The sequence below is a fragment of the Janthinobacterium sp. GW821-FHT03A03 genome (assembly GCF_059421435.1).
The window spans coordinates 186041-205487 of sequence record NZ_JBWKUZ010000006.1; the positions used below are offsets into that span (position 1 = coordinate 186041).

The 19447-nt window shown below is 63.6% G+C and carries 19 protein-coding genes; 10 read left to right on the plus strand and 9 right to left on the minus strand.

The annotated features are described in order from the left end of the window. Nucleotides 1–46 precede the first annotated feature (46 nt). The gene (locus tag AC07VI_RS14675) at nt 47–874 is read right to left on the minus strand and encodes a toxin-antitoxin system YwqK family antitoxin (protein ID WP_086145807.1); all 828 of its coding nucleotides are present in this window, start codon (nt 872–874) and stop codon (nt 47–49) included. A gap of 8 nt (nt 875–882) precedes the next feature. After that, on the minus strand, nt 883–2016 hold the full coding sequence (locus AC07VI_RS14680) for a toxin-antitoxin system YwqK family antitoxin (protein ID WP_086145808.1): 1134 nt from the start codon (nt 2014–2016) through the stop codon (nt 883–885). A gap of 77 nt (nt 2017–2093) precedes the next feature. Between AC07VI_RS14680 and AC07VI_RS14685 the strand changes: the two genes are divergently transcribed. Beyond that, nucleotides 2094–2489 carry a hypothetical protein gene (locus AC07VI_RS14685; RefSeq protein ID WP_086145809.1) on the plus strand — a complete coding sequence of 132 codons (396 nt, stop codon included), beginning with the start codon at nt 2094–2096 and terminating at the stop codon, nt 2487–2489. A 4-nt stretch (nt 2490–2493) separates the two neighbouring features. On the opposite strand, the gene msbA is transcribed toward AC07VI_RS14685, so the two are convergent. Next, entirely contained in the window at nt 2494–4329 is a 1836-nt protein-coding gene (msbA, locus tag AC07VI_RS14690) for a lipid A export permease/ATP-binding protein MsbA (RefSeq protein ID WP_086145810.1), read from the minus strand. A gap of 108 nt (nt 4330–4437) precedes the next feature. Next, nucleotides 4438–5157, minus strand: a complete 720-nt coding sequence (locus AC07VI_RS14695; RefSeq protein WP_086145811.1) for a hypothetical protein — start codon at nt 5155–5157, stop codon at nt 4438–4440. 146 nt (nt 5158–5303) lie between these two features. On the opposite strand from AC07VI_RS14695, the gene AC07VI_RS14700 reads away from it, so the two are divergent. After that, nucleotides 5304–6725 (plus strand): aminotransferase-like domain-containing protein, encoded by a 1422-nt coding sequence (locus tag AC07VI_RS14700; RefSeq protein ID WP_086145812.1) that lies wholly within the window; start codon nt 5304–5306, stop codon nt 6723–6725. A gap of 5 nt (nt 6726–6730) precedes the next feature. On the opposite strand, the gene moaA is transcribed toward AC07VI_RS14700, so the two are convergent. Continuing rightward, nucleotides 6731–7828, minus strand: a complete 1098-nt coding sequence (gene moaA, locus AC07VI_RS14705; protein ID WP_086145813.1) for a GTP 3',8-cyclase MoaA — start codon at nt 7826–7828, stop codon at nt 6731–6733. 102 nt (nt 7829–7930) lie between these two features. After that, a complete protein-coding gene (locus tag AC07VI_RS14710; protein ID WP_086145814.1) occupies nt 7931–8206 on the minus strand; it encodes a helix-turn-helix domain-containing protein in 276 nt (91 codons plus the stop codon). Nucleotides 8207–8403: 197 nt separating this feature from the next. Between AC07VI_RS14710 and AC07VI_RS14715 the strand changes: the two genes are divergently transcribed. From AC07VI_RS14715 to AC07VI_RS14740, 6 genes are read left to right on the plus strand one after another with little or no spacing between them, the layout of a single operon-like run. Continuing rightward, on the plus strand, nt 8404–10716 hold the full coding sequence (locus tag AC07VI_RS14715) for an FdhF/YdeP family oxidoreductase (RefSeq protein WP_492993199.1): 2313 nt from the start codon (nt 8404–8406) through the stop codon (nt 10714–10716). A gap of 13 nt (nt 10717–10729) precedes the next feature. Further along, nucleotides 10730–12109: a cytochrome ubiquinol oxidase subunit I gene (locus AC07VI_RS14720; protein ID WP_492993197.1), complete on the plus strand. Its 1380-nt coding sequence runs from the start codon at nt 10730–10732 to the stop codon at nt 12107–12109. 30 nt (nt 12110–12139) lie between these two features. After that, on the plus strand, nt 12140–13120 hold the full coding sequence (locus AC07VI_RS14725; protein WP_492993195.1) for a cytochrome d ubiquinol oxidase subunit II: 981 nt from the start codon (nt 12140–12142) through the stop codon (nt 13118–13120). Nucleotides 13121–13133: 13 nt separating this feature from the next. Further along, nucleotides 13134–14054 (plus strand): bestrophin family protein, encoded by a 921-nt coding sequence (locus AC07VI_RS14730; protein WP_492993193.1) that lies wholly within the window; start codon nt 13134–13136, stop codon nt 14052–14054. Nucleotides 14055–14066: 12 nt separating this feature from the next. Then, a complete protein-coding gene (fdhD, locus tag AC07VI_RS14735) occupies nt 14067–14900 on the plus strand; it encodes a formate dehydrogenase accessory sulfurtransferase FdhD (protein ID WP_492993191.1) in 834 nt (277 codons plus the stop codon). 47 nt (nt 14901–14947) lie between these two features. Then, entirely contained in the window at nt 14948–15919 is a 972-nt protein-coding gene (locus tag AC07VI_RS14740; protein ID WP_492993189.1) for a ribonuclease Z, read from the plus strand. Between the two features lie 25 nt (nt 15920–15944). On the opposite strand, the gene AC07VI_RS14745 is transcribed toward AC07VI_RS14740, so the two are convergent. Together AC07VI_RS14745 and AC07VI_RS14750 are read right to left on the minus strand one after the other, a co-directional pair. Further along, entirely contained in the window at nt 15945–16685 is a 741-nt protein-coding gene (locus AC07VI_RS14745; RefSeq protein WP_143450701.1) for a hypothetical protein, read from the minus strand. A gap of 174 nt (nt 16686–16859) precedes the next feature. Beyond that, the gene (locus AC07VI_RS14750) at nt 16860–17516 is read right to left on the minus strand and encodes a tetratricopeptide repeat protein (RefSeq protein ID WP_086145821.1); all 657 of its coding nucleotides are present in this window, start codon (nt 17514–17516) and stop codon (nt 16860–16862) included. A 164-nt stretch (nt 17517–17680) separates the two neighbouring features. Between AC07VI_RS14750 and AC07VI_RS14755 the strand changes: the two genes are divergently transcribed. Continuing rightward, nucleotides 17681–18340 (plus strand): XAC2610-related protein, encoded by a 660-nt coding sequence (locus AC07VI_RS14755; protein ID WP_492993186.1) that lies wholly within the window; start codon nt 17681–17683, stop codon nt 18338–18340. Between the two features lie 49 nt (nt 18341–18389). Next, on the plus strand, nt 18390–18866 hold the full coding sequence (locus AC07VI_RS14760) for a GNAT family N-acetyltransferase (RefSeq protein ID WP_086145823.1): 477 nt from the start codon (nt 18390–18392) through the stop codon (nt 18864–18866). A 73-nt stretch (nt 18867–18939) separates the two neighbouring features. Here AC07VI_RS14760 and AC07VI_RS14765 read toward each other — a convergent pair whose 3' ends face one another. After that, nucleotides 18940–19437 carry a hypothetical protein gene (locus AC07VI_RS14765; RefSeq protein ID WP_139842487.1) on the minus strand — a complete coding sequence of 166 codons (498 nt, stop codon included), beginning with the start codon at nt 19435–19437 and terminating at the stop codon, nt 18940–18942. Between the last annotated feature and the right edge of the window lie 10 nt (nt 19438–19447).

A 19447-nucleotide genomic window follows, 5' to 3' on the forward strand; every position in this document is an offset into this window, starting at 1 on the left:
TGGCGGACCGGAATCCCTGCATGATACCTGCAAAGGCGGGCGGCTCCTAGCGCATGGACACTGGCTCTCCGGCTTGCCACGCCTGTTCCAGCACCAGCTTGCCGGACGGGTCCCACTGGCGCTCGACGCCGTGCTTCTTGCCGTGCACATACGGCACGAGCTGCTGCAGGCTGCCGTCGGCGTACCAGCTTTGCAGCAAGCCGTGACGCTGGCCGTCGCGCATGGGCGTGACCTGGGCGCGCACGCCGTCGTCATGCCACTGCGTCAGGTCGCCCTGCTCGCGCCCCTGCGCATCCTGTTGCCAGGCAATGGCCGGCTGGCCGTTGGCGCCCCACTTCTGCATGCGCAGCAACTTGCCCTTGCGGTACAGCGCCTTCTGCGCCAATTGACCATTGTCATGGCTTTCAAACGACCAGCCGTCGGGCTCGCCATTGCGCCACATCATGCTGGCGAGTACCTTGCCATCGGGCGCCAGGGTGACGGCCTCGCCATCCTGCTGGTCATGGATGAAATGACTGCGCTGGAACAGCTTGCCGTCGGCGTAAAACAATTGCTGCAGCCCATGCATCCTGCCGCCCTTCAGGAAGGCGCGGCTGCTCACCTTGCCATTCGGGCCATACGACACATACTCGCCATCGGCCATCTGCTGGCCGTGGTAGCGGATGCGGTTCATCAGCTGGCCATTCTCATGGTAGGTCTCGGCAATGCGGTCGCGCCCGTTCGGCAGCAGGGTCACTTTTTGCTTGAGCCGGCCGCTGTCATAGAACGATGTGCCGCCAGCCGGCGCCTGCGCCTGCGCCGCCAGCGGCAGCACCGTCAGGAGCGCCGCCAGCAGCGCCAGGCGCAGGGTCCGTATGGTCAGTCGATATGGCATGCGGCCCCCTACTGCGCCGCCACCGGCTGGCCATCGTGCCAGGCCTGCTCCAGCACCAGCTTGCCCGTCTTGTCCCATTGGCGCTCGACGCCGTGCTTCTTGCCGTGTTCGTAAGGCACGATCTGCCGCAGGCTGCCGTCGCTGTACCAGGTCTGCAGCAAGCCGTGGCGCCGGCCCTCGACAAACGGCGTCACGCTGGCGCGCACGCCGTTGGCATGCCAGTCCGTCGTGTCGCCGTGGTCGCGCCCCTGCTCGTCTTTCTGCCACGCAAAAATGGGCCGGCCATTCGGGCCCCACGTTTGCAAGCTGAGCACGGCACCTTTCCGGTACAGCGTCCTGTTCGACACGACGCCATTGCCATGGCTTTCAAACGACCAGCCGTCGGGCTGGCCGTGCACCCACACGGTCCGGGCCAGCACGCTGCCGTCCTCGGCATACATGACAAACTCGCCCTCGCGCTTGCCATCGACGTGCCGTCCCCTTCGGAACAGCTTGCCATCGGCATAAAACGATTCCTCCAGGCCATCCATCTGGCCATTGCGCCGGTACGAGCGGTTGCTGACGGCGCCATTCGCGCCATACGACACGTGCTCGCCATCGGCCATCTCGTCGCCGTGATACAGCGTGCGGCTCATCAGCTGGCCGTTCTTGTGATACGTTTCCGAGATGCTGTCGCGCCCGTTCGGCAGCGCCGTCACCTTCTGCTGGATCTGGCCATTCTCGAAGTACACGCAGCCGCCCAGCAGCTCCTCGCCCTGGGCATTGAAGTAGGTTTCGCGCAGCAACTGGCCATTTTCGTAGTAATACTTGCGAAAACGCACGAACTTGATCTGGCTCAAATCCAGGTCCGTGGCATAGGTTTCAAAGGCCAGCACGCCCGGCGTGTCGGGAAATTCGAGCCGCACATGCCAGGCGCCCAGCGCCTCGTCGCGCACGGGCGGCGTGCGCAGCGCATACGCGGCGCGGCGCTGATTGCTGGGCATGAAATTTTCATCCAGATACATGGTGTGGTCTTCCTCCTGCAAGGTTGGCGTTGGCGCTGGCGACTGCGCCGCCGGCTGTTCCTGTGCCGCCAGCGGCAAGGCCAGGGCCATGCCCAACAGTGCGGCCAGTGCCGCGCGCGTCGTCTGTGGTGTGTGCATTGTGTTCCGTTGCAATGATATTGTGCGGCTGCCATCATAATGGAAAGCAACGTTTTCCCCCGTCACGAAAGAAAGCCATGCACTTGCCAGCCGCCCCGAGCGACACCCAGATACTGGACATCATCGATGCCTGGATCGCCGACCTCGCGCGCGGCGATTACGCGTGCGCCCATGCGCGCACGGCGCACGACGCGTATTACGGCTGGACGCCGGCGCTGCTGCGCGCTGTGATCGAAGGCTATGGTTCGCCGCAGCCGTATGCGGATGGCCGGGTCTACCGGGTCACCCCGGCGGCGCTGGCCAGCGGCACGCCGCACGAGCGCTGCGTCGAACGCCCGGACGGCCAGGATGGCGGCATGGTGATCGCCGAAGCGCGCCATTCCCTGCCCCTGAACGGCGTTTGGTCGGATCTGACTGCCACCTTTCGCGTGGAGGGCGCCAGGCTGGTATTACAGGAAATTCACGTGTTCTAAGGGTCTAGGCCGCGCCATCCTTGACGGGCGACAACTGGCTCGCATGCAACCGCGCATACGCGCCGCCCTGCCGCAGCAGGTCGGCATGGCTGCCCGACTCGACCAGGCGGCCGCCCTGCATGACGACGATGCGGTCGGCGCTTTCGATGGTGGACAGCCTGTGGGCGATGACGATGGTGGTGCGGTTGCGCATCAGCACTTCCAGCGCCGCCTGCACGGAACGCTCCGATTCCGTGTCCAGCGCGCTGGTCGCTTCGTCCAGCAGCAGGATCGGCGCATCCTTGTACAGGGCGCGCGCGATGGCCAGGCGCTGGCGTTGCCCGCCCGACAGGCGCGAACCGTTCTGGCCCGCCTGGGTTTCGTAGCCTTGCGGCAACTGCATGATGAAGTCGTGGGCGTAGGCGGCGCGCGCCGACGCTTCGATTCTGTCCTGGTCCGGGGCCGGGTCGCCGTAGGCGATATTGGCCGCCATCGTGTCGTTGAACAAAATCACATCCTGGCTGACGAGGGCGAACTGGCGCCGCAGGGCCAGCAGCGCGTAGTCGCGCAAGTCTACGCCGTCGAGCAAAATCCGGCCGCCGCTGACGTCATAGAAGCGCGGCAGCAGGCCCAGCAAGGTCGTCTTGCCGCCGCCCGAGCCGCCCACCAGGGCCACCGTTTCGCCGGCGCGGATGTCGAGCGTGATATCGCTCAAGGCCGTGGGCGCATCGGGATCGTCGCTGTTGTAGCGGAAGTGCACGTTCTGCAGGGACAGATTGCCCTGCACGGCCGCCGGGGCGATGCTGCCCGGGTCCGGCTCCAGCGGCGTGTCGATCAGGCCGAAGACGGACTCGGCCGCCGCCAGGCCCCGCTGCAGCGGCTCATTGATTTTCGTCAAATTCTTGATCGGCGACTGCATCGCCATCAGCGCGCCCATGAAGGCAACAAAAGCGCCCGGCGTGATGGCGCCGCTTTGCGCGCGCAGCATGGCGAAGTAGATCACGGACGACAGGGTAATGCCGACGAGCATCATGATGAAGCCGGAATTCATGGCCGAGGTGGCAGCATGCTTGACGGCCAGCTGGCGGTTGCGCTTGACGACGTCGACGAAGCGCGCCTGCTCGTAATCCTGGCCGCCGAAGATTTTCACCACGCGCTGGCCGCCTATGCTTTCGTCGAGCACGGAAGTGAGTTCGCCCACGGCTTGCTGCGAACTCTTGCTCAGGTGGCGCATGCGGCGCCCCGCCAGGGTCACGACGACGGCCACGATGGGCATCGACGCCATGCAGAACACGGCCAGTTTCACGTCGATGCTGAACAATAAAATCAGGTAGCCGATGGTGGCGACGGAATCGCGCACCATCACATTGAGCACGTTCAAGCCCGCCTGCGACACCTGGCTGGCGTCGAAGGCCACGCGCGACTGCGTCAGGCTGGTGGTGGTGGTGTCGAAAAAACGGCTGGGCAGGCGCATGATGGTGGCGAACATCTTTTCGCGCAAATCGGCCTGCACGCGGCTCGATAGCCAGACGGAACCGTAGTCGCCGGCAAAACTGGACACCATGCGCAGCACGGCCAGGCCCAGGATGGTGGCGGGGATCACCCAGATATCCACCTGCCCCGCCTGCGCCGGCAGAAAACGGTCGACCCAGCCCTGCAGCATGCCCATCACGCCGGATACGGGCGCGACCTGCGTGCTAGCCGTCGTGCGCATGGCGTCGACGACGTTTTGCAACTGGCGGATCAGCAATACATCGGTGGCGGACGCGACGCCCACGGCCAGCAAGGTGGCGGCAACGATGGCGCCGTAGCGGCGAAACTGACTGGCCAGGCGGAAAAACAGAAGGCGGCTTTGCTGCATGCAGGTGACAAAAGTGAGGGTAAAGCGTGATTCTAACCGCTGCCAGACTTAGCTATGAGAAAGTCGTCGCCTTGCCGGCGCAGGACCGGCAAGGAAAGGCACGGGCGATCAGCTCTTCGCCACTTTCCAGGCGGCAGTGCCGGCCTGGCACACTTTCAGCTTCAGGGTCTGTTCCTGGCCCTTGGCGCTCAAGCCTACCTGCACCTTGCGGCACGTTTGCGCGTCCGTCTTTTGCGTGTCGCTGGCCGTGATCTCGGCGGCGATGCGCACGGAATTGCGCAAGCCTTCATTGCTCCATTGCACCGTTTCGCCATCCTTTTTCTCGTTCAGGACGTCAGTGACGGCTTTCACGAAGACGGGCTTGTCATTCTTGTTCAGGTAAGCCATCGGCGTATCGGCCAGGAAACCCAGGCCGACGGCCGAAGCGGAGGCGCACAGGACGGCGCTGCCGAGGATCAGGGCGGAAAACAGTGGTTTGGTAGGGATACGCATCGGAAGACTCCTGGTAAGAAAGTAAATAAGGGGCAATTGTACGGGCAAGCGGGCCTGGCCAGGGTCCGCAGGCGAAATGTCCATTTTCTGCAAGGCGTCGAGACTGGGCAGGAAACAGATCGCCGACGACAGCGCCGTGGAAAAATCGGGCGGCCTGTGCGTACTGGCAACGCCGTCCTCGCCCACGCCAGACATTTGCCGCAGCATGCCCATGGTCACCGCGATGTCGCGGCCGAACTGCTGGCGGCCCGCATGCGCTGCGCAATAGCCGTCGCGTCTTTGCTCTTGCGTCTTCACCGTGATCTTAAACCAGCTCTGCCCGAATGGCTCTTTCATTTCAACAACAAAGGCATGCAAGCTTATTCAAAGCACCACTTTCCATACCAATAGTGATAAATTGCAACAAACCAGGGGCGCGCCCGCATGAATTAAACGATAATGCAATGACGTAGAGCAAGATCTGAACCACTGGACAACATCGCATGAAACTGTATGAAAAGCTCGTCGGCGACATCGAGCAACTGGTCGCCCAAGGCGTGCTCTTGCCCGGCGAACGCATCCCCTCGGTGCGCCAGACCAGCCAGCAGCACAAGCTGAGCATCACCACGGTGCTGCGCGCCTACGTCAAGCTGGAAAGCATGGGCGTGATCGAAAGCCGGCCCCAGTCCGGCTACTTCGTGCGGCCCCGCGCCGGCGACGGCGAAGCTGCCGGCCTGTGCATGCAGGCCTCGCAGCCGAGCACCGTGCCGGCCGAAGTGCACGTGAGCCGCCTGGTGCTGTCGACGCTGCGCTCGATCGGCTTGCACGAGGCGATACCGCTGGGCTCGCCCTACCCCGATCCTTCGCTGTTCCCGTGGGAACGCATCAACCAGTACGCGAGCGCCGTGGCGCGCCGCAACCGCGACTGGAGCGTGACGGACGACCTGCCGCCGGGCAACCCGCAACTGATACGCGAAATCGCCCGCCGCTACCTGGAAAACGGCCTGGCCGTCGATCCCGACGAAATCATCGTCACCGTGGGCGCCACGGAAGCGATCAACCTGTGCCTGCAAGCCGTGGCCAGGCCGGGCGACACCATCGCCGTCGAATCGCCCACCTTCTACGCCATGCTGCTGGCCGTCGAGCGGCTGGGCATGAAGGTGGTGGAGGTGTCCACCGATCCGTATGACGGCATCTGCATCGAAGCGCTGGCCGACATCATGGCCCGGCAAGCGATCGCCGCCGTCATGGTGATGCCGAACTTCCAGAATCCGCTGGGTTTCCAGATGTCGGACCAGCGCAAGCGGGCCCTGGTCCAGCTGCTGGAGCAGCACGACGTGCCCGCCATCGAAAACGGCGTCTACAACGAACTGTATTACGGCGACGCCCACCCGTCCTCGCTCAAATCGTTCGACCGCAAGGGCCTGGTGCTGCACTGTTCCTCGTTTTCCAAGAGCCTCAGCGCCGCGCAGCGCGTGGGCTGGGCCCTGGCCGGACGCTACCGCGGCAAGGTGGAGGAACTCAAATTCCTCAACACGCTCACCACCTCCTCGTTCCCGCAGCTGGCCATCGCCGAATACCTGCAGAACGACGGCTACGAACAGCATCTGCGCCGCATCCGCAAGGCCTATGCCCAGCAGGCGCGCATCATGGCCGCCGCCGTGCAGCGCTTCTTTCCTGCCGGCACCAAGGTCTCGCAACCGCAGGGCGGCTATGTGCTGTGGGTGGAGTTGCCGGGCAAGGTCGACGCCATGCAGCTGTACCGGCGCGCGCTGGAATGCAAGATCACCGTGGGACCGGGACGCATGTTTTCCGTCAGCCAGGCCTACAGGCATTGCATCCGCCTCAACTACAGCTATCCGTGGAACGCGGGCGTGGAACAGGCCATTATTCTGCTCGGTAAACTGATCACCGAGTTTTTATAAACCCATCATCCGCCCACCAGCGACATGCGCACGGTGCGATACTGCTTGCGCTGGCCGCCGCCGGCCTGGGCCAGTGCGCCGCGCACTTCCGAGTAGCGGTCGCCACGGCGCTGCCAGTGCCGGCGCAACAGCGCTTCCAGCCCGCCCGGGCCTTGCGCAGGATCAAGGTGGGGCCGCAGGGCCAGGCCGTCCTGGGCGAACAGGCAGGTAAACAGCTTGCCGTCCGACGAGACGCGCACGCGGCTGCAGTCGCCGCAGAACGGCTGCGACACGCTGGAAATGAAGCCCACTTCGCCGCCGCCGTCGAGATAACTGTAGCGGCTGGCCGTCTCGTGCGAGATCGGCTTGCCTTCGCCCAGCGCCACGAGGGGAAATGCTGCCGCGATCAGCGCGCGCGCTTCATCCGACGGGACGACATGCGTGCGCGACCAGGCGCCGATGCCGCCCACGTCCATGAATTCGATCAGGCGCAGGATCACGCCCGTGTGGCGGAAATGGCGCGCCAGCGGCACGATCTGGCTGTCGTTGACGCCTTTCTGCACGACCATGTTGACCTTCACGGGGTGCAAGCCCACGGCTTGCGCCACCGCTATGCCGTGCAGCACTTTCTCGACGGGAAAATCGACGCCGTTCATGCGCTGGAAAATGCCGTTGTCCAGGCTGTCGAGGCTGACCGTGACCCGCTCCAGGCCCGCCTCCTTCAGCGAGCGCGCCTTGGCCGCCAGCAAGCTGCCATTCGTCGTCAGCGCGATGCTCACGGCGCGCCCGTCCGGCGTGGCGAGCCGCGCCAGGCGCTCGATCAGCTGTTCCAGGTTCTTGCGCAGCAGCGGCTCGCCGCCCGTGATGCGGATTTTATCGACGCCCAGGCGCACGAAGGCGCGCGCCATCGTTTCGATCTGCTCGAAAGACAAGCGCTCGCTCGAAGGCAGGAACGGGTAATCGCCGGGGTACAGTTCGGCCGGCATGCAATACGTGCAGCGGAAGTTGCACTGGTCGATGACGGAAATGCGCAAGTCCGTCAGGGGGCGGCCCAGCATGTCCACGCACGGTTCAATATGGTCTGGCTGCCGGAGCGCCGGCTGCGGATACAGGATGGTGTTCATGGTGCTTCCCCTCGATAGGCATACGTCAGGACGTAGCATAGGGCGAATGGGGGCAGGCCAGGAGGTACAGTCCGGCGCCGGGCGATAGAGTACAGACGCGATCTAATCCGCTGACGGTGCAGCAAAGACGCTGGCGCACAGCTCGGCGCCCGCCGCGCTCAAGGATGCGCTGCCGCCGCCGCTCTCCGCCGTGGCGAGTGTCACCAGTCCCGCGCTGGACAGCGCATTGAGCTGGCGCAACAAAGTGCTCATCTGTACCCCTGCCCGCTTGGCCAGCTTGGCCAGCGACCACGGTTTCCCGGGCGCTTCCTGGCGCGCCTGCCACAGCAGCGCCAGCAACGCTATCAGCGCCGCGTCGATTCCGTCTTCTTGCTCCATGTTCTACCCCGTTCACGATCCGGCATGCACGCTGCACTGCCCTCGTTTGCATCATAAATCAGGGACCTTGCCGGCGCGACGCAAATCGCCCGCGCCCCATCTGTACTCTGTTTTTTTGTCCGGAACTGTGCGCCTACGGGGCGGCCCGCCGCCCCTACCATGTGATTGTCCCATCGCATATCATCAGGAGAGTCATCATGAGCAAGCCAAAGTCCGACGCGCGCATCGCGCCCTACACCCATGCCGCGGCCGGCTGGGGAGCACTCAAATACGTGGCCATCAACCTGTTCAAGGAAAAAGTCAGCGCAGGCAACTACCGCTCGCTGTTCGAGCAAAACCAGCCCGACGGCTTCGACTGCCCCGGCTGCGCCTGGCCAGACCGCGAACACGCGTCGACGTTTGAATTCTGCGAAAACGGCGTCAAGGCCGTGGCCGCCGAATCGACGAGCAAGCGCGTGCGCCCCGAGTTTTTCCAGGAACACACGGTCACCGCATTGATGGAGCAGTCGGACTATGATCTGGAACAACATGGCCGTTTGACGGATCCCATGGTGTACGACGCGGCCAGCGACAAATACCAGGCCATTGCCTGGGACGATGCGTATGCCCTGGTGGCGCGCCATTTGCACGCGCTGGACGACCCGGACCAGGCCGCCTTCTACACGTCTGGCCGCGCCAGCAACGAAGCGGCCTTTTTGTACCAGCTGTTCGTGCGCGCCTACGGCACCAACAACTTCCCCGACTGCTCCAACCTGTGCCACGAAGCGACGAGCCGCGGCTTGCCGGAAACGGTGGGCATCGGCAAGGGCACGGTGCTGCTCGACGACTTCGAGCATGCGGACACCCTGCTGCTGTTCGGCCAGAACCCGGCCACCAACCACCCGCGCATGCTGGGCGAATTGCGCGAAGCGTCGCGCCGCGGCGCCACCATCGTCTCCATCAACCCGCTGCACGAACGGGGCCTGGAGCGTTTCACCAGCCCGCAGCATCCGCTGGAAATGCTCACGGGCGGCAGCACGAACATCTGTTCGCTGTTCATCTGCCCGACACTGGGCGGCGACTTTGCGCTGATCAAGGCCATGGCCAAGCGCGTCGTCGAGCTCGATGACGAAGCCATCGCCCACGGCCAGGAGCGCGTGCTCGACTGCGCCTTCATCGCCGAGCACACGCGCGGCTTCGACGCCTTCGCCGCCGACCTGCGCGCGGAAAGCTGGGACTTGCTGCTGGCCGAATCGGGCGTGGCGCGCGACAAGATCGAGGAATTGACGCAGATCTATATCAAAGGCAAGGCCGTCATCGCCACCTGGGGCATGGGCGTGACGCAGCACAAGAATTCGCTGGCCACCGTGCAGATCCTGTCGAACTTGATGATGATGCGCGGCAATATCGGCAAGCGCGGCGCGGGCCTGTGCCCCGTGCGCGGCCACTCGAACGTGCAGGGCGACCGCACCATGGGCATCGAGGAACAGCCGAGCAAGGAATTCCTCGACCGCCTGGGCCTGGTCTTCGGTTTTGAACCGCCGCGCCACCACGGCTACGACGCCGTGGGCACGATTGAGGCCATGCTGGAGAAGAAGGTCAAAGTGTTCGTCGCCCTGGGCGGCAATTTCTCGATGGCCACGCCGGACACGCCGCGCACCTGGGACGCGCTCCGGTCGTGCGACCTGACGGTCCACATCGCCACCAAGCTCAACCGCAGCCATCTGGTGCACGGCAAGGATGCGCTGATCCTGCCGACCCTGGGCCGCACGGAAATCGACGTGCAGCAAGGCGTGGCGCAAGGCGTGACGGTGGAAGACTCGATGAGCATGGTGCACATCTCGTTCGGCATGAACCAGCCCGCCTCGCCCGATCTGCGCTCGGAAATCGCCATCGTGGCCGGCATGGCGCAGGCGACCCTGGGCAGCGAGAAGATCGACTGGCTGCGCTATGCCGGCAACTATGCGCTGATCCGCGATTCCATCGAGCAAGTATTCGACGATTTTTTCGACTACAACTTGCGCGTGGCCAAACCGGGCGGCTTCCACCTGGAAATCGCCTCGCGCGAACGCGTGTGGAAGACGGCAAGCGGCAAGGCGCAATTCCTCGTCAACGCCGTCGAGCTCGATACGCCGATCCACCGCGCTCGCCAGCAATATGGCGAACGCCTGATGGTGCTGATGACCACGCGTTCGCACGACCAGTACAACACGACGATCTACGCCATGGATGACCGCTACCGCGGCGTGTTCGGCCAGCGCAGGGTCGTTTTCATCAACAAGGACGACCTGGCCATGCTGGGCTTTGCGGCCGGCGACTGGGTCGACCTGATCGGCGTGTGGCATGACGGCATAGCACGCCGCGCCGACCGCTTCCTGCTGGTCGAGTACGACATTCCGCGCGGCTGCATCGGCGCCTACTACCCGGAAACCAATCCGCTGGTGCCGCTCGACAGCGTGGGCCACGGTTCGCGCACGCCGACCTTCAAATCCATCCCCGTGCTGCTGGCGCCTTCGGCCGCCCTCGGCTGATCAGGAGCACCCCATGTTCGGTTTCGATACCCTGGACCTGTCGCGCGCGCAATTTGCGATGACGGCCATCTTCCACATCCTGTGGCCCATCTTGACGATCAGCCTGTCGCTGTTCCTGTTCGTCGTCGAGGCGCTGTGGCTGCGCACCAGCGACCCCGTCTACTACCGCCACGCGCGCTTCTGGAGCAAGCTGCTGGTGCTCAACTTTGCCGTCGGCGTCGTCAGCGGCATTCCCCTGGAATTCCAGTTCGGCACCAACTGGGCGCCGTTTTCCCACCATTCCGGCCAGTTCATCGGCAACATCCTCGGTTTCGAGGGCGCCATGGCCTTCATGCTGGAAGCGGGCTTCATCGGCGTCATGATGTTCGGCTGGGGCCGCGTACCGAAGGGCGTGCACCTGTTTGCCACCGGCATGGTGGCGCTGGGTTCCAGCATTTCCTCGTTCTGGATCATGGTCGCCAATTCCTGGATGCAGACGCCGGCCGGCGTGCGCGTGCTTGACGGCAAGATCATCGTCACCGATTACGTGGCCGCCATCTTCAATCCCGACATGGCCTGGGCCGTGGGCCATATGTGGGTGGCCGCCGTGGAAACGGGCTTGATCGTCATCGCGGGCATTTCCGCCTGGTATATGTTCAAGCGCCGCGAACCGGCCTTCTTCGCCCGCTCGTTCAAGCTGGCGCTGATGCTGCTGCTGGTGATTGCTCCGTTGCAAGTGTGGCTCGGCGACTCGAGCGGCGTCGACGTCTTCAAGACCCAGCCCGCCAAGGGCGCGGCCATCGAAGGCCACTGGCACACGAACCGCGATGGCGAGGGTGCGGCCTGGTCCCTGCTGGCCTGGCCCAACCAGGCGGAGCAGAAGAACGACTGGTCGCTGGAAGTGCCCGGCATGCTCAGCGTGATCGCCACGCATAGCGCCACTGGCAAGATCACGGGCCTGGCCGACATCGCCCGCGCAGACCAGCCGCCCATGCTGCCGCTGCTGTACTACGCGTTTCGCGCCATGGCCGGCATCGGCATGTGGTTCGTGCTGCTGGCGTTCTGGACCTTCGTGGCCTGGCGCAAGGCGGGCGCACGGGTGGACGCGTTTTTGCGCCAGCGCAAGCTGCTGCTGGCCTGGGTGCTGACGATACCGCTGCCCTACATCGCCGTCGAGTGCGGCTGGATCGTGCGCGAAGTGGGACGCCAGCCATGGGTCGTGTACGGCTTGCTGCGCACGCGCGACGCCGTCTCCGACGTGGCGGCCCATGCCGTGGCCGGCAGCATGCTGATGTTCTATGTGTTTTACATCGTGCTGTTTGTCACCTTCTTTGTGTTTGCCAGGAAATGGTTGCAACAAGGCCCGGACGTGGCGCTGCCGCTGCCGGACGCTGCCCATGCCGTGGGGTACTGAAGTGCGCCGCTATCTGACTAGGAGTTTGTAATGGAAATGAATTCGCATGCCATGCTGGGCAATGCCTGGTTCGGCTTGATCGGCCTGATGCTGGTGTTTTACGTGGTCACGGACGGCTTCGACCTGGGCGTGGGCATCCTCAGCCTGTTCACGCGCCGCGAGCAGGAACGCAACCTGATCTTCCAGTCGATCGCCCACGTGTGGGACGCCAATGAAACCTGGCTGGTGGTGGTGGGCGGCGCCCTGTTCGGCGCGTTTCCCGGCGCCTACGCCACCCTGCTGGAAGGGCTGTACATCCCCATCATGCTGCTGATTGCCAGCCTGATCATGCGCGGCGCCTCGATCGAGTTCCGCCATGCGGCCGACAACAAGCGCCTGTGGGACCTGGTCTTCGGCGCGGGCAGCCTGCTGGCCGCCGTGGCGCAGGGCGTGGTGCTGGGCAAGGTCATCACGGGCTTGCAGCCGGGCCCGCTGAGTGCGGTTTTCACGGCCTGCACGGCGCTGGGCGTGGTGGCCGGGTACTGCCTGCTGGGCAGCACTTACCTGATCAAGAAGACGGGCGGCAGGCTGGAAGCGGCTGCGCGCCGCTACGCGACCACCAGCGTGCTGGCGACGGTCGCGGCCGCCATCGTGCTGTCGGCCGGCACCATGGTCTTCAGCGCCATCGGCCACGACCGCTGGGCGCAGCCGGGCGTGTTCGGCGTGCTGCTGGCCCTGGCCGCCGTCGCCGCCAGCGCTTTTATCTACATCCTGTGGGCCGTGCATGTGAACGGCGTGCGCGGACCGTTCCGCGGCGCCATCGTGCTGTTCCTGGCCTCGTTCGCGGGCCTGGCCATCAGCTTCTTCCCCGACCTGGTGCCGGGCAAGCTGAGCATCGCGGCGGCCGCATCAGACGAGCCGACCCTGATCTTCATGCTGATCGGCATGGGTTCCATGCTGCCGATCATGGTCGGCTACAACCTGTTCCAATACTACGTCTTCGAGGGCAAAGTCGTGCCCCGCAAGCATTGATCGGCATCAGATCATGATCATTCGGCCTACCACCAACTGGTTCCGCATGCTGTTCGTCTGGAACGGCTCGGTGCTGCAAGCCATCATCCCGCAACTGCTGCTGATGCTGCTCGTCAGTTCGCTGGCCTTGCTGACGGACGGCCGCATCTTCGGCGTCAAGATTCCGCTCGATACGGCGCCGTTTCCCATGGTCGGCATCAGCCTGGCGATCTTCCTCGGCTTTCGCAACAACGCCAGCTATGCGCGCTTCGTCGAGGCGCGGCATATCTGGGGGCAATTGCTGATCGCCGCGCGGGCCCTCGCTTCGCAGGCGCTCACGTATTTGCCGCAGGAAACAAGCGACCTGGACCACCAGTTGCTGCTGCGCCGCCTGATCGCCTTCGTCTACGCGCTCAAGCACCAGCTGCGCCAGACGGACCCGCTGGAAGACCTGGCGCGCTACCTGCCGGCCGAAGACGTGCAGCGCTTGCAGGGCGTCAACTTCAAGCCCGTCGCCGTGCTGCACGCGGTGCGCGCCATGCTGCACGAGGCCGTGCAGCGCCAGCCGGGCCAGGCGCAGCTGCTGTGGATGCTCGACACCCAGCTCAACGACCTGGCCGCCACGGTGGCAGGCTGCGAGCGCATCAAGAACACGCCGATTCCGTATCCGTACGGCGTGCTGGTGCACCGCACCGTCTATATGTACTGCTTCTTGCTGCCGCTGGGCCTGGTGGACGCCATCGGCGTGGCCACGCCCCTCATTTCCGTCTTCGTTGCCTACACCCTGTTCGCGCTGGAAGCCATCGCGCAGCAGATCGCCGAACCGTTCGGCCTGGCCCCCAGCTGCCTGGCCCTGAACGCCATGACGCGGGAAACGGAACGCTCGCTGCTGGAATTGAACGGCGAGCCGCTGCCGCCCTCGATACGGCCCTGCCCCCGCTATCAGATCGATTAACCGGAGAACAGCATGGACTTTGACACGACGACCATCGAACGCGACGGCTACCTGGACGTTCCCATGATGCGCCACCAGGCGAGCGTGGCCACGGCGGGCCGCGACATGGTGGCCGAGGAGTATCCCGTGGCCCTCGTCTACAACGGCATCGCCCACGCCGTGATGATGGCCACGCCGCGCGACCTCGAGGAATTCGCCGTCGGCTTTACCTTGACCGAAGGCATCGTCGGCAGCGTGCGCGACATCTACGACCTCGACGTGTGCTGCGGCGCGGACAGCGCGGAAGTGCGGCTGACCATCGCGCAGCCGGATTTGATCAAGCTCAAGGCCCGCCGCCGCGCGCTGACGGGGCGCACGGGCTGCGGCGTGTGCGGCATCGAAAGCCTGGCCCTGCTGGACCTGGTGCCGGAAAAGATCACGCGGCCGCTGCCGCCGCTGGTCGCCAGCAGCGCCATCCTCGGACGCGCCGCGCGCGAACTGCTGCCCTGGCAGGAGCTGATGCACAAGACGGGCGGCGTGCACGCGGCCGCCTGGTGCACGGCCGAGGGCGCGGTGGTAAAAGTGTTCGAGGACGTGGGCCGGCATAACGGCCTCGATAAACTGATCGGCTACCTGGCGCTGCACCGCATCGCCATGCACGACGGCTTCGTCTTCCTGTCGAGCCGCGCCAGCTATGAACTGGTGCGCAAGTCGGCGCGCATGCATATCGGCCTCGTCGCCACCATCTCGGCGCCCACCTCGCTGGCCATCCGCATCGCGCGCCAGGCCGGCATGCAGCTGGCCAGCTTTTGCCGCCGCGACGGCTTTGTCGACTACACGGCCGACGCCGTGCCGCCGGCAGGATGAAGCCAGCAGCATTGGCAAACGGGCAAGCCTTGCCGCATAATGCGGGCATGTTCAAACTGACTTTTCTCGGCACGTCATCCGGCGTGCCCACGCGCCACCGCAACGTCACGTCGCTGGCCCTGCAAACGACGCACAACCGCGACTGGTGGATGATCGATTGCGGCGAAGCGACGCAGCACCGGCTGCAGCGCCTGCCCCTGTCCGTGCACGACCTGGTGGGCATCTGCATCACCCACGTGCATGGCGACCACAGCTATGGCCTGCCGGGCCTGCTGGCCAGCGCTTCGATGACGGGGCGCAAGAAGCCCCTGCTGCTGATCGCCCCGGCCGCCATCAAGGCGTGGATCGACGCGACCCTGCTGCACACGGAACTGTTCCTGACGTATCCGCTGATCCACATCGACGTGAACAGCGCGCAAGTAGTCCACCAGGAAGCGGGCTTGACCGTCTCGCGCCATGCGCTGTCGCACCGCGCGCCGAGCGTCGGTTATCGTTTCGCGCTGGAAACGAGCAGATGGAAGCTGGACAAGGCGGCACTGCAGGCGGCGGGCGTGCCGCCCGGCCCCGCCTGGGGCTTATTGCAGGCGGGCCAGGATGCGCTGCTCGACGACGGCACGGTCTTGCGCGCCGCCGCTTTCCGCCAGACGGAAACGCAACGCGCCGCCGTGGTCATCGGCGGCGACAACGACACGCCGGCGTTGCTGACGGATGCCTGCACGGACGCGCAGCTGCTCGTGCATGAAGCCACCTACACGGAAGCCATGCTGCAAAAGGTGGGGCCCGGCCCCACGCACAGCTCCGTGCAGCGCGTGGCGCAATTCGCCGAATCCGTCCGCCTGCCGCATTTGATCCTCACCCACTTCAGCGCCCGCTATCACAATGCGGAAGGCATGGCCGAGCTGGAAGCGGAAGCCCGGCTGCATTACTCGGGCGAACTGTTCCTGGCGCGCGATTTCGACAGCTATGAACTCGACGCGGCGGGCGTGCTGAGCAAACCCGAGACGCCGCGCAGCAAATGAGCGGCGCGTAGCCCGGACGCGGGCGCTATTCCGCGTCCGTCCGTTCGGCCGCTTTGCCTGCCGCCGTATTGACGGCCACCGCCGTGGCATTCACGGATGTCGTGGCGGTGGTCACGCTCTTTGTCACCATGCGCGTGTAGTCGGCCACATTCACGCCCGCTTGCGTGGTATAGCCGCTCACATGCTGGCCGACTTTCACATTCCTTGTCACCGAAAAACCCGATCTGAACATTTTGCCCAGCGATGCGATCACGATGGCCAGCAGGGGCAGCGAGGCGAATAACAGCAGCAATTCGCTGAACGGATCGCTTTTGCGTGACAGCCACGCCGTCAGGAAAAGACAGAACACGCCATACGCGAGCGGGCTAAACAGGGGATGGTGGATTTCCGGCGCCAGCGCGGCGATAAACACGACAAGTATCAAGGCTGCCTTGAAAGCGATCGGCAGCAATACCTGCAATGCCGCCAGGACGCTGGCCAAGGCATACAGTATCAACAGGACATCGGCGATCCAGCCGACGACGGGAATGAAGGCGCACAGCATCAATATCCCGATCAGCAGCAACGATCCCGCAATGCCTTCCAGGATGGCGATACGATTGCGGTACAAATGTGCCGCCAGCGACAGCAGGCAGGTCGCGGCCGCCGTAAGCGCGGCCAATGGCAGCCGGTCTTCCTTGCCCGCCGCGCAATACAGCAGAACATAGGGAACCAGCAGCAGCATCAATATCGAGAACCGGAAACCGCCCTCTTTCAGCACAGTCATATTATCCATCTTTTATATAGTGATCGGCCCGCATGCGCGACTTCGCCTTGCCGGCCTGCCCATGCCGGGCACGCCATCGCTATATTGTAAATGTAAAAATTTCTCAGCGGAAATATTTATTGAATAATAAATGAACTGACGGGAAGTAGAATAATGCTGTGGCCACAATAGGAATTAATGCGGATCGGTGCCGTACTGCGCCGCGTATTCGGCCGCCAGCAGGCGCGCCGCCTGCTGCTGTGACGGCGTGAGAATTTCCAGCAGCTGGTCGCGGTTCTTGATCGATTGCGCGCTGCCCGCCTCGGCCGGCATGGCGATCCACGCATACGCCTGCACATAATCGAGCTCCACGCCCTGCCCTTGCGCGTACAGCAAGCCGTATTCATTCTGCGCCGACAGGGAGCCGGCCTCGGCCGCCTGCTTGTACCAGAACGCCGCCTCGGCGTAGTCTTGCGTTACATCAACACCCTTGCGGTAAGCCTGCGCCAGGTTGAATTGCGACTGGCCATCGCCCGCCTCGGCCGCCTGGCGCCCGTACGCCAGCGATTGCGCCATATCTTGCGTGACGCCATCGCCGCTCGCATACATCAGGGCCAAATTGGCCAGCGACGGCGGAAAGCCCGCCTGCGCGGCCGCCGTGAACAGTTCCACCGCTTTCGGCACGTCCTGTTCGACGCCATGGCCCTGGTAATACAGGCTGGCCAATAAATGCTGTCCCGCGGGATCGCCGGCCGCCGCGGCGGCGTCGAATTGCCGGAATGCCTCGGCATAATGGCCATCGTTATAAGCGAGTATGCCCGCTTCATTCAAGGATGCGGTGGAAACGGTCATAAAGATTCCTTAACTGGGGGATTTCTGGCATTGTACACAGCACTGTTCCGCACAGAATGCACGATAGGAGAACGGTGTGGCGCATTGCCCGGATCCTGCGTTATGATCATTGACTGCACGATTTAATCCCGGCATCAGAACAGTGCCAGCTCAAGTATATCTCCATGAAACTGATTGCTTTGCTTTTATCCCTGCTTTCCACCTCCGCTTATGGCGGCACGCTGCATCTGGACAAAGCCGCGACAGGAACAGTGCGGCAAGCGGCCGATATCCGCTATGTCAATCACGATGAAAAACAGACTTACCGGCTGAAAACCGGCAAGCAGTGGCTCAATGGCAGTTGCAGCAGCAGCGGCATGGGCAATTTGCACGCGCTGCTGCTGGACATGAATTTCGACGGCCATGCCGACCTGTGGGTCACCGGTTATACGGATAGCCAGGGACGCATCCGCTGTTCCGACGTGTGGCTGTGGGATACGCAGGCAAAACAATACAGTTTCAACAAAGACTTATCCGCGATTCCGAATCTCGATATCAGCATCGCCGAGCAAAGAATCGAAGGCGGCATCGCCAATTGCGGCTGCGCGGCGCAATGCTTTTATGAAGACAGCTATGCGTGGCGGGCCGGTGGATTAATCACTATCGCCCGGCGCGCACAGGATTGCGAGCGTTATCGCGAATATGGCTTGAATGAAAAGAATGACTTGATCCTGATCAAAGACGAAATCATCGATAGCGGCAATTCCGACCAGCAGGCCATCGAACATACCAAAGCCTACGACTGGCGGCGCCATGGACAAATCATGCGCAAACCCTGGGAGTGAGCTTGCCCCACCTTAACTTGCCATTGATACGGCACTATAAATAAAACACATGACGACACATCCAGCCTCCATTACCTTCCATGCCGCCAGGGAAGAAGACACGCCGGCCTTCATCGCCTTGCGCGGCAAGACGCGGGAAAACGCCGTTTCCAAAGAACGCCTGGCGGAAGTGGGCATCACGGCCGATTCCTGGGCGGACATGATGCGCTCGGGCAGCCTGCCCGGCCACGTCTGCCATGACGACGGCCAGCTGGCCGGCTACTGCTTTGGCGCGCGCGACACGGGCGAAATCGTCGTCCTGGCCCTGCTGCCGCAATTTGAAGGGCAAGGCATCGGCAAGACCCTGCTGGACCGGGTCATGGCGGACCTGCGTGCCCAGGGCCACCAGCGGCTGTTCCTCGGCTGCTCCAGCGACCCGGCCTCGCGCTCGTACGGCTTTTACCGCTACCTGGGCTGGACGGCGACGGGCGAGACGGACAAGTATGGCGACGACGTGCTGGAGTTTATGTTCAACACAGAGACATAAGTGACAAGCAAGTGCGGCGCAGGCCCGGCCATGCTGCCGCAGCCTGGCTGCGCCGCCGCAGTTGGCAGTCAGATCAGTCGAACATCACTTGCACGGTGATGAACGCTTGGCCATTGCTGCTGGCCTTGCACAATCTGCCGATCTCCATTCCCATCGGACCTGGCCCAAGCAGGCCCGCAATCGTCTTGATTCTTTCCGGCGGCGAATTGGGCATCAGTCTTTGCACTTCCGCCAGCGTTGCTTCCGGGGTTTCTTTAGGGAATATGTTCTGGGCTTCGCAAACAAAGGCGATGGCCCGATTCTGGTAATTACCAGCCAATCCCACGGAAAGCTGGTCATCGATACCTTTGAGTACCGTGCTTCCATCGATTTTCAAGCTATACACATCATGCGAAAAATTACCGCCTGCAACGCATACCTGCGACTTGCTGGCCTCATCCGCGACGCATACTTCCTTGCCGGGCTTGGCCGAGATCAGATATTGCTTTTCTTCCGCCGCATACGTTGCCGATACGCCAGCGATATAAAACAAGGTTGATGCCAATACAGTTTTTTTGAATTGAGACAACATGGACACTCCA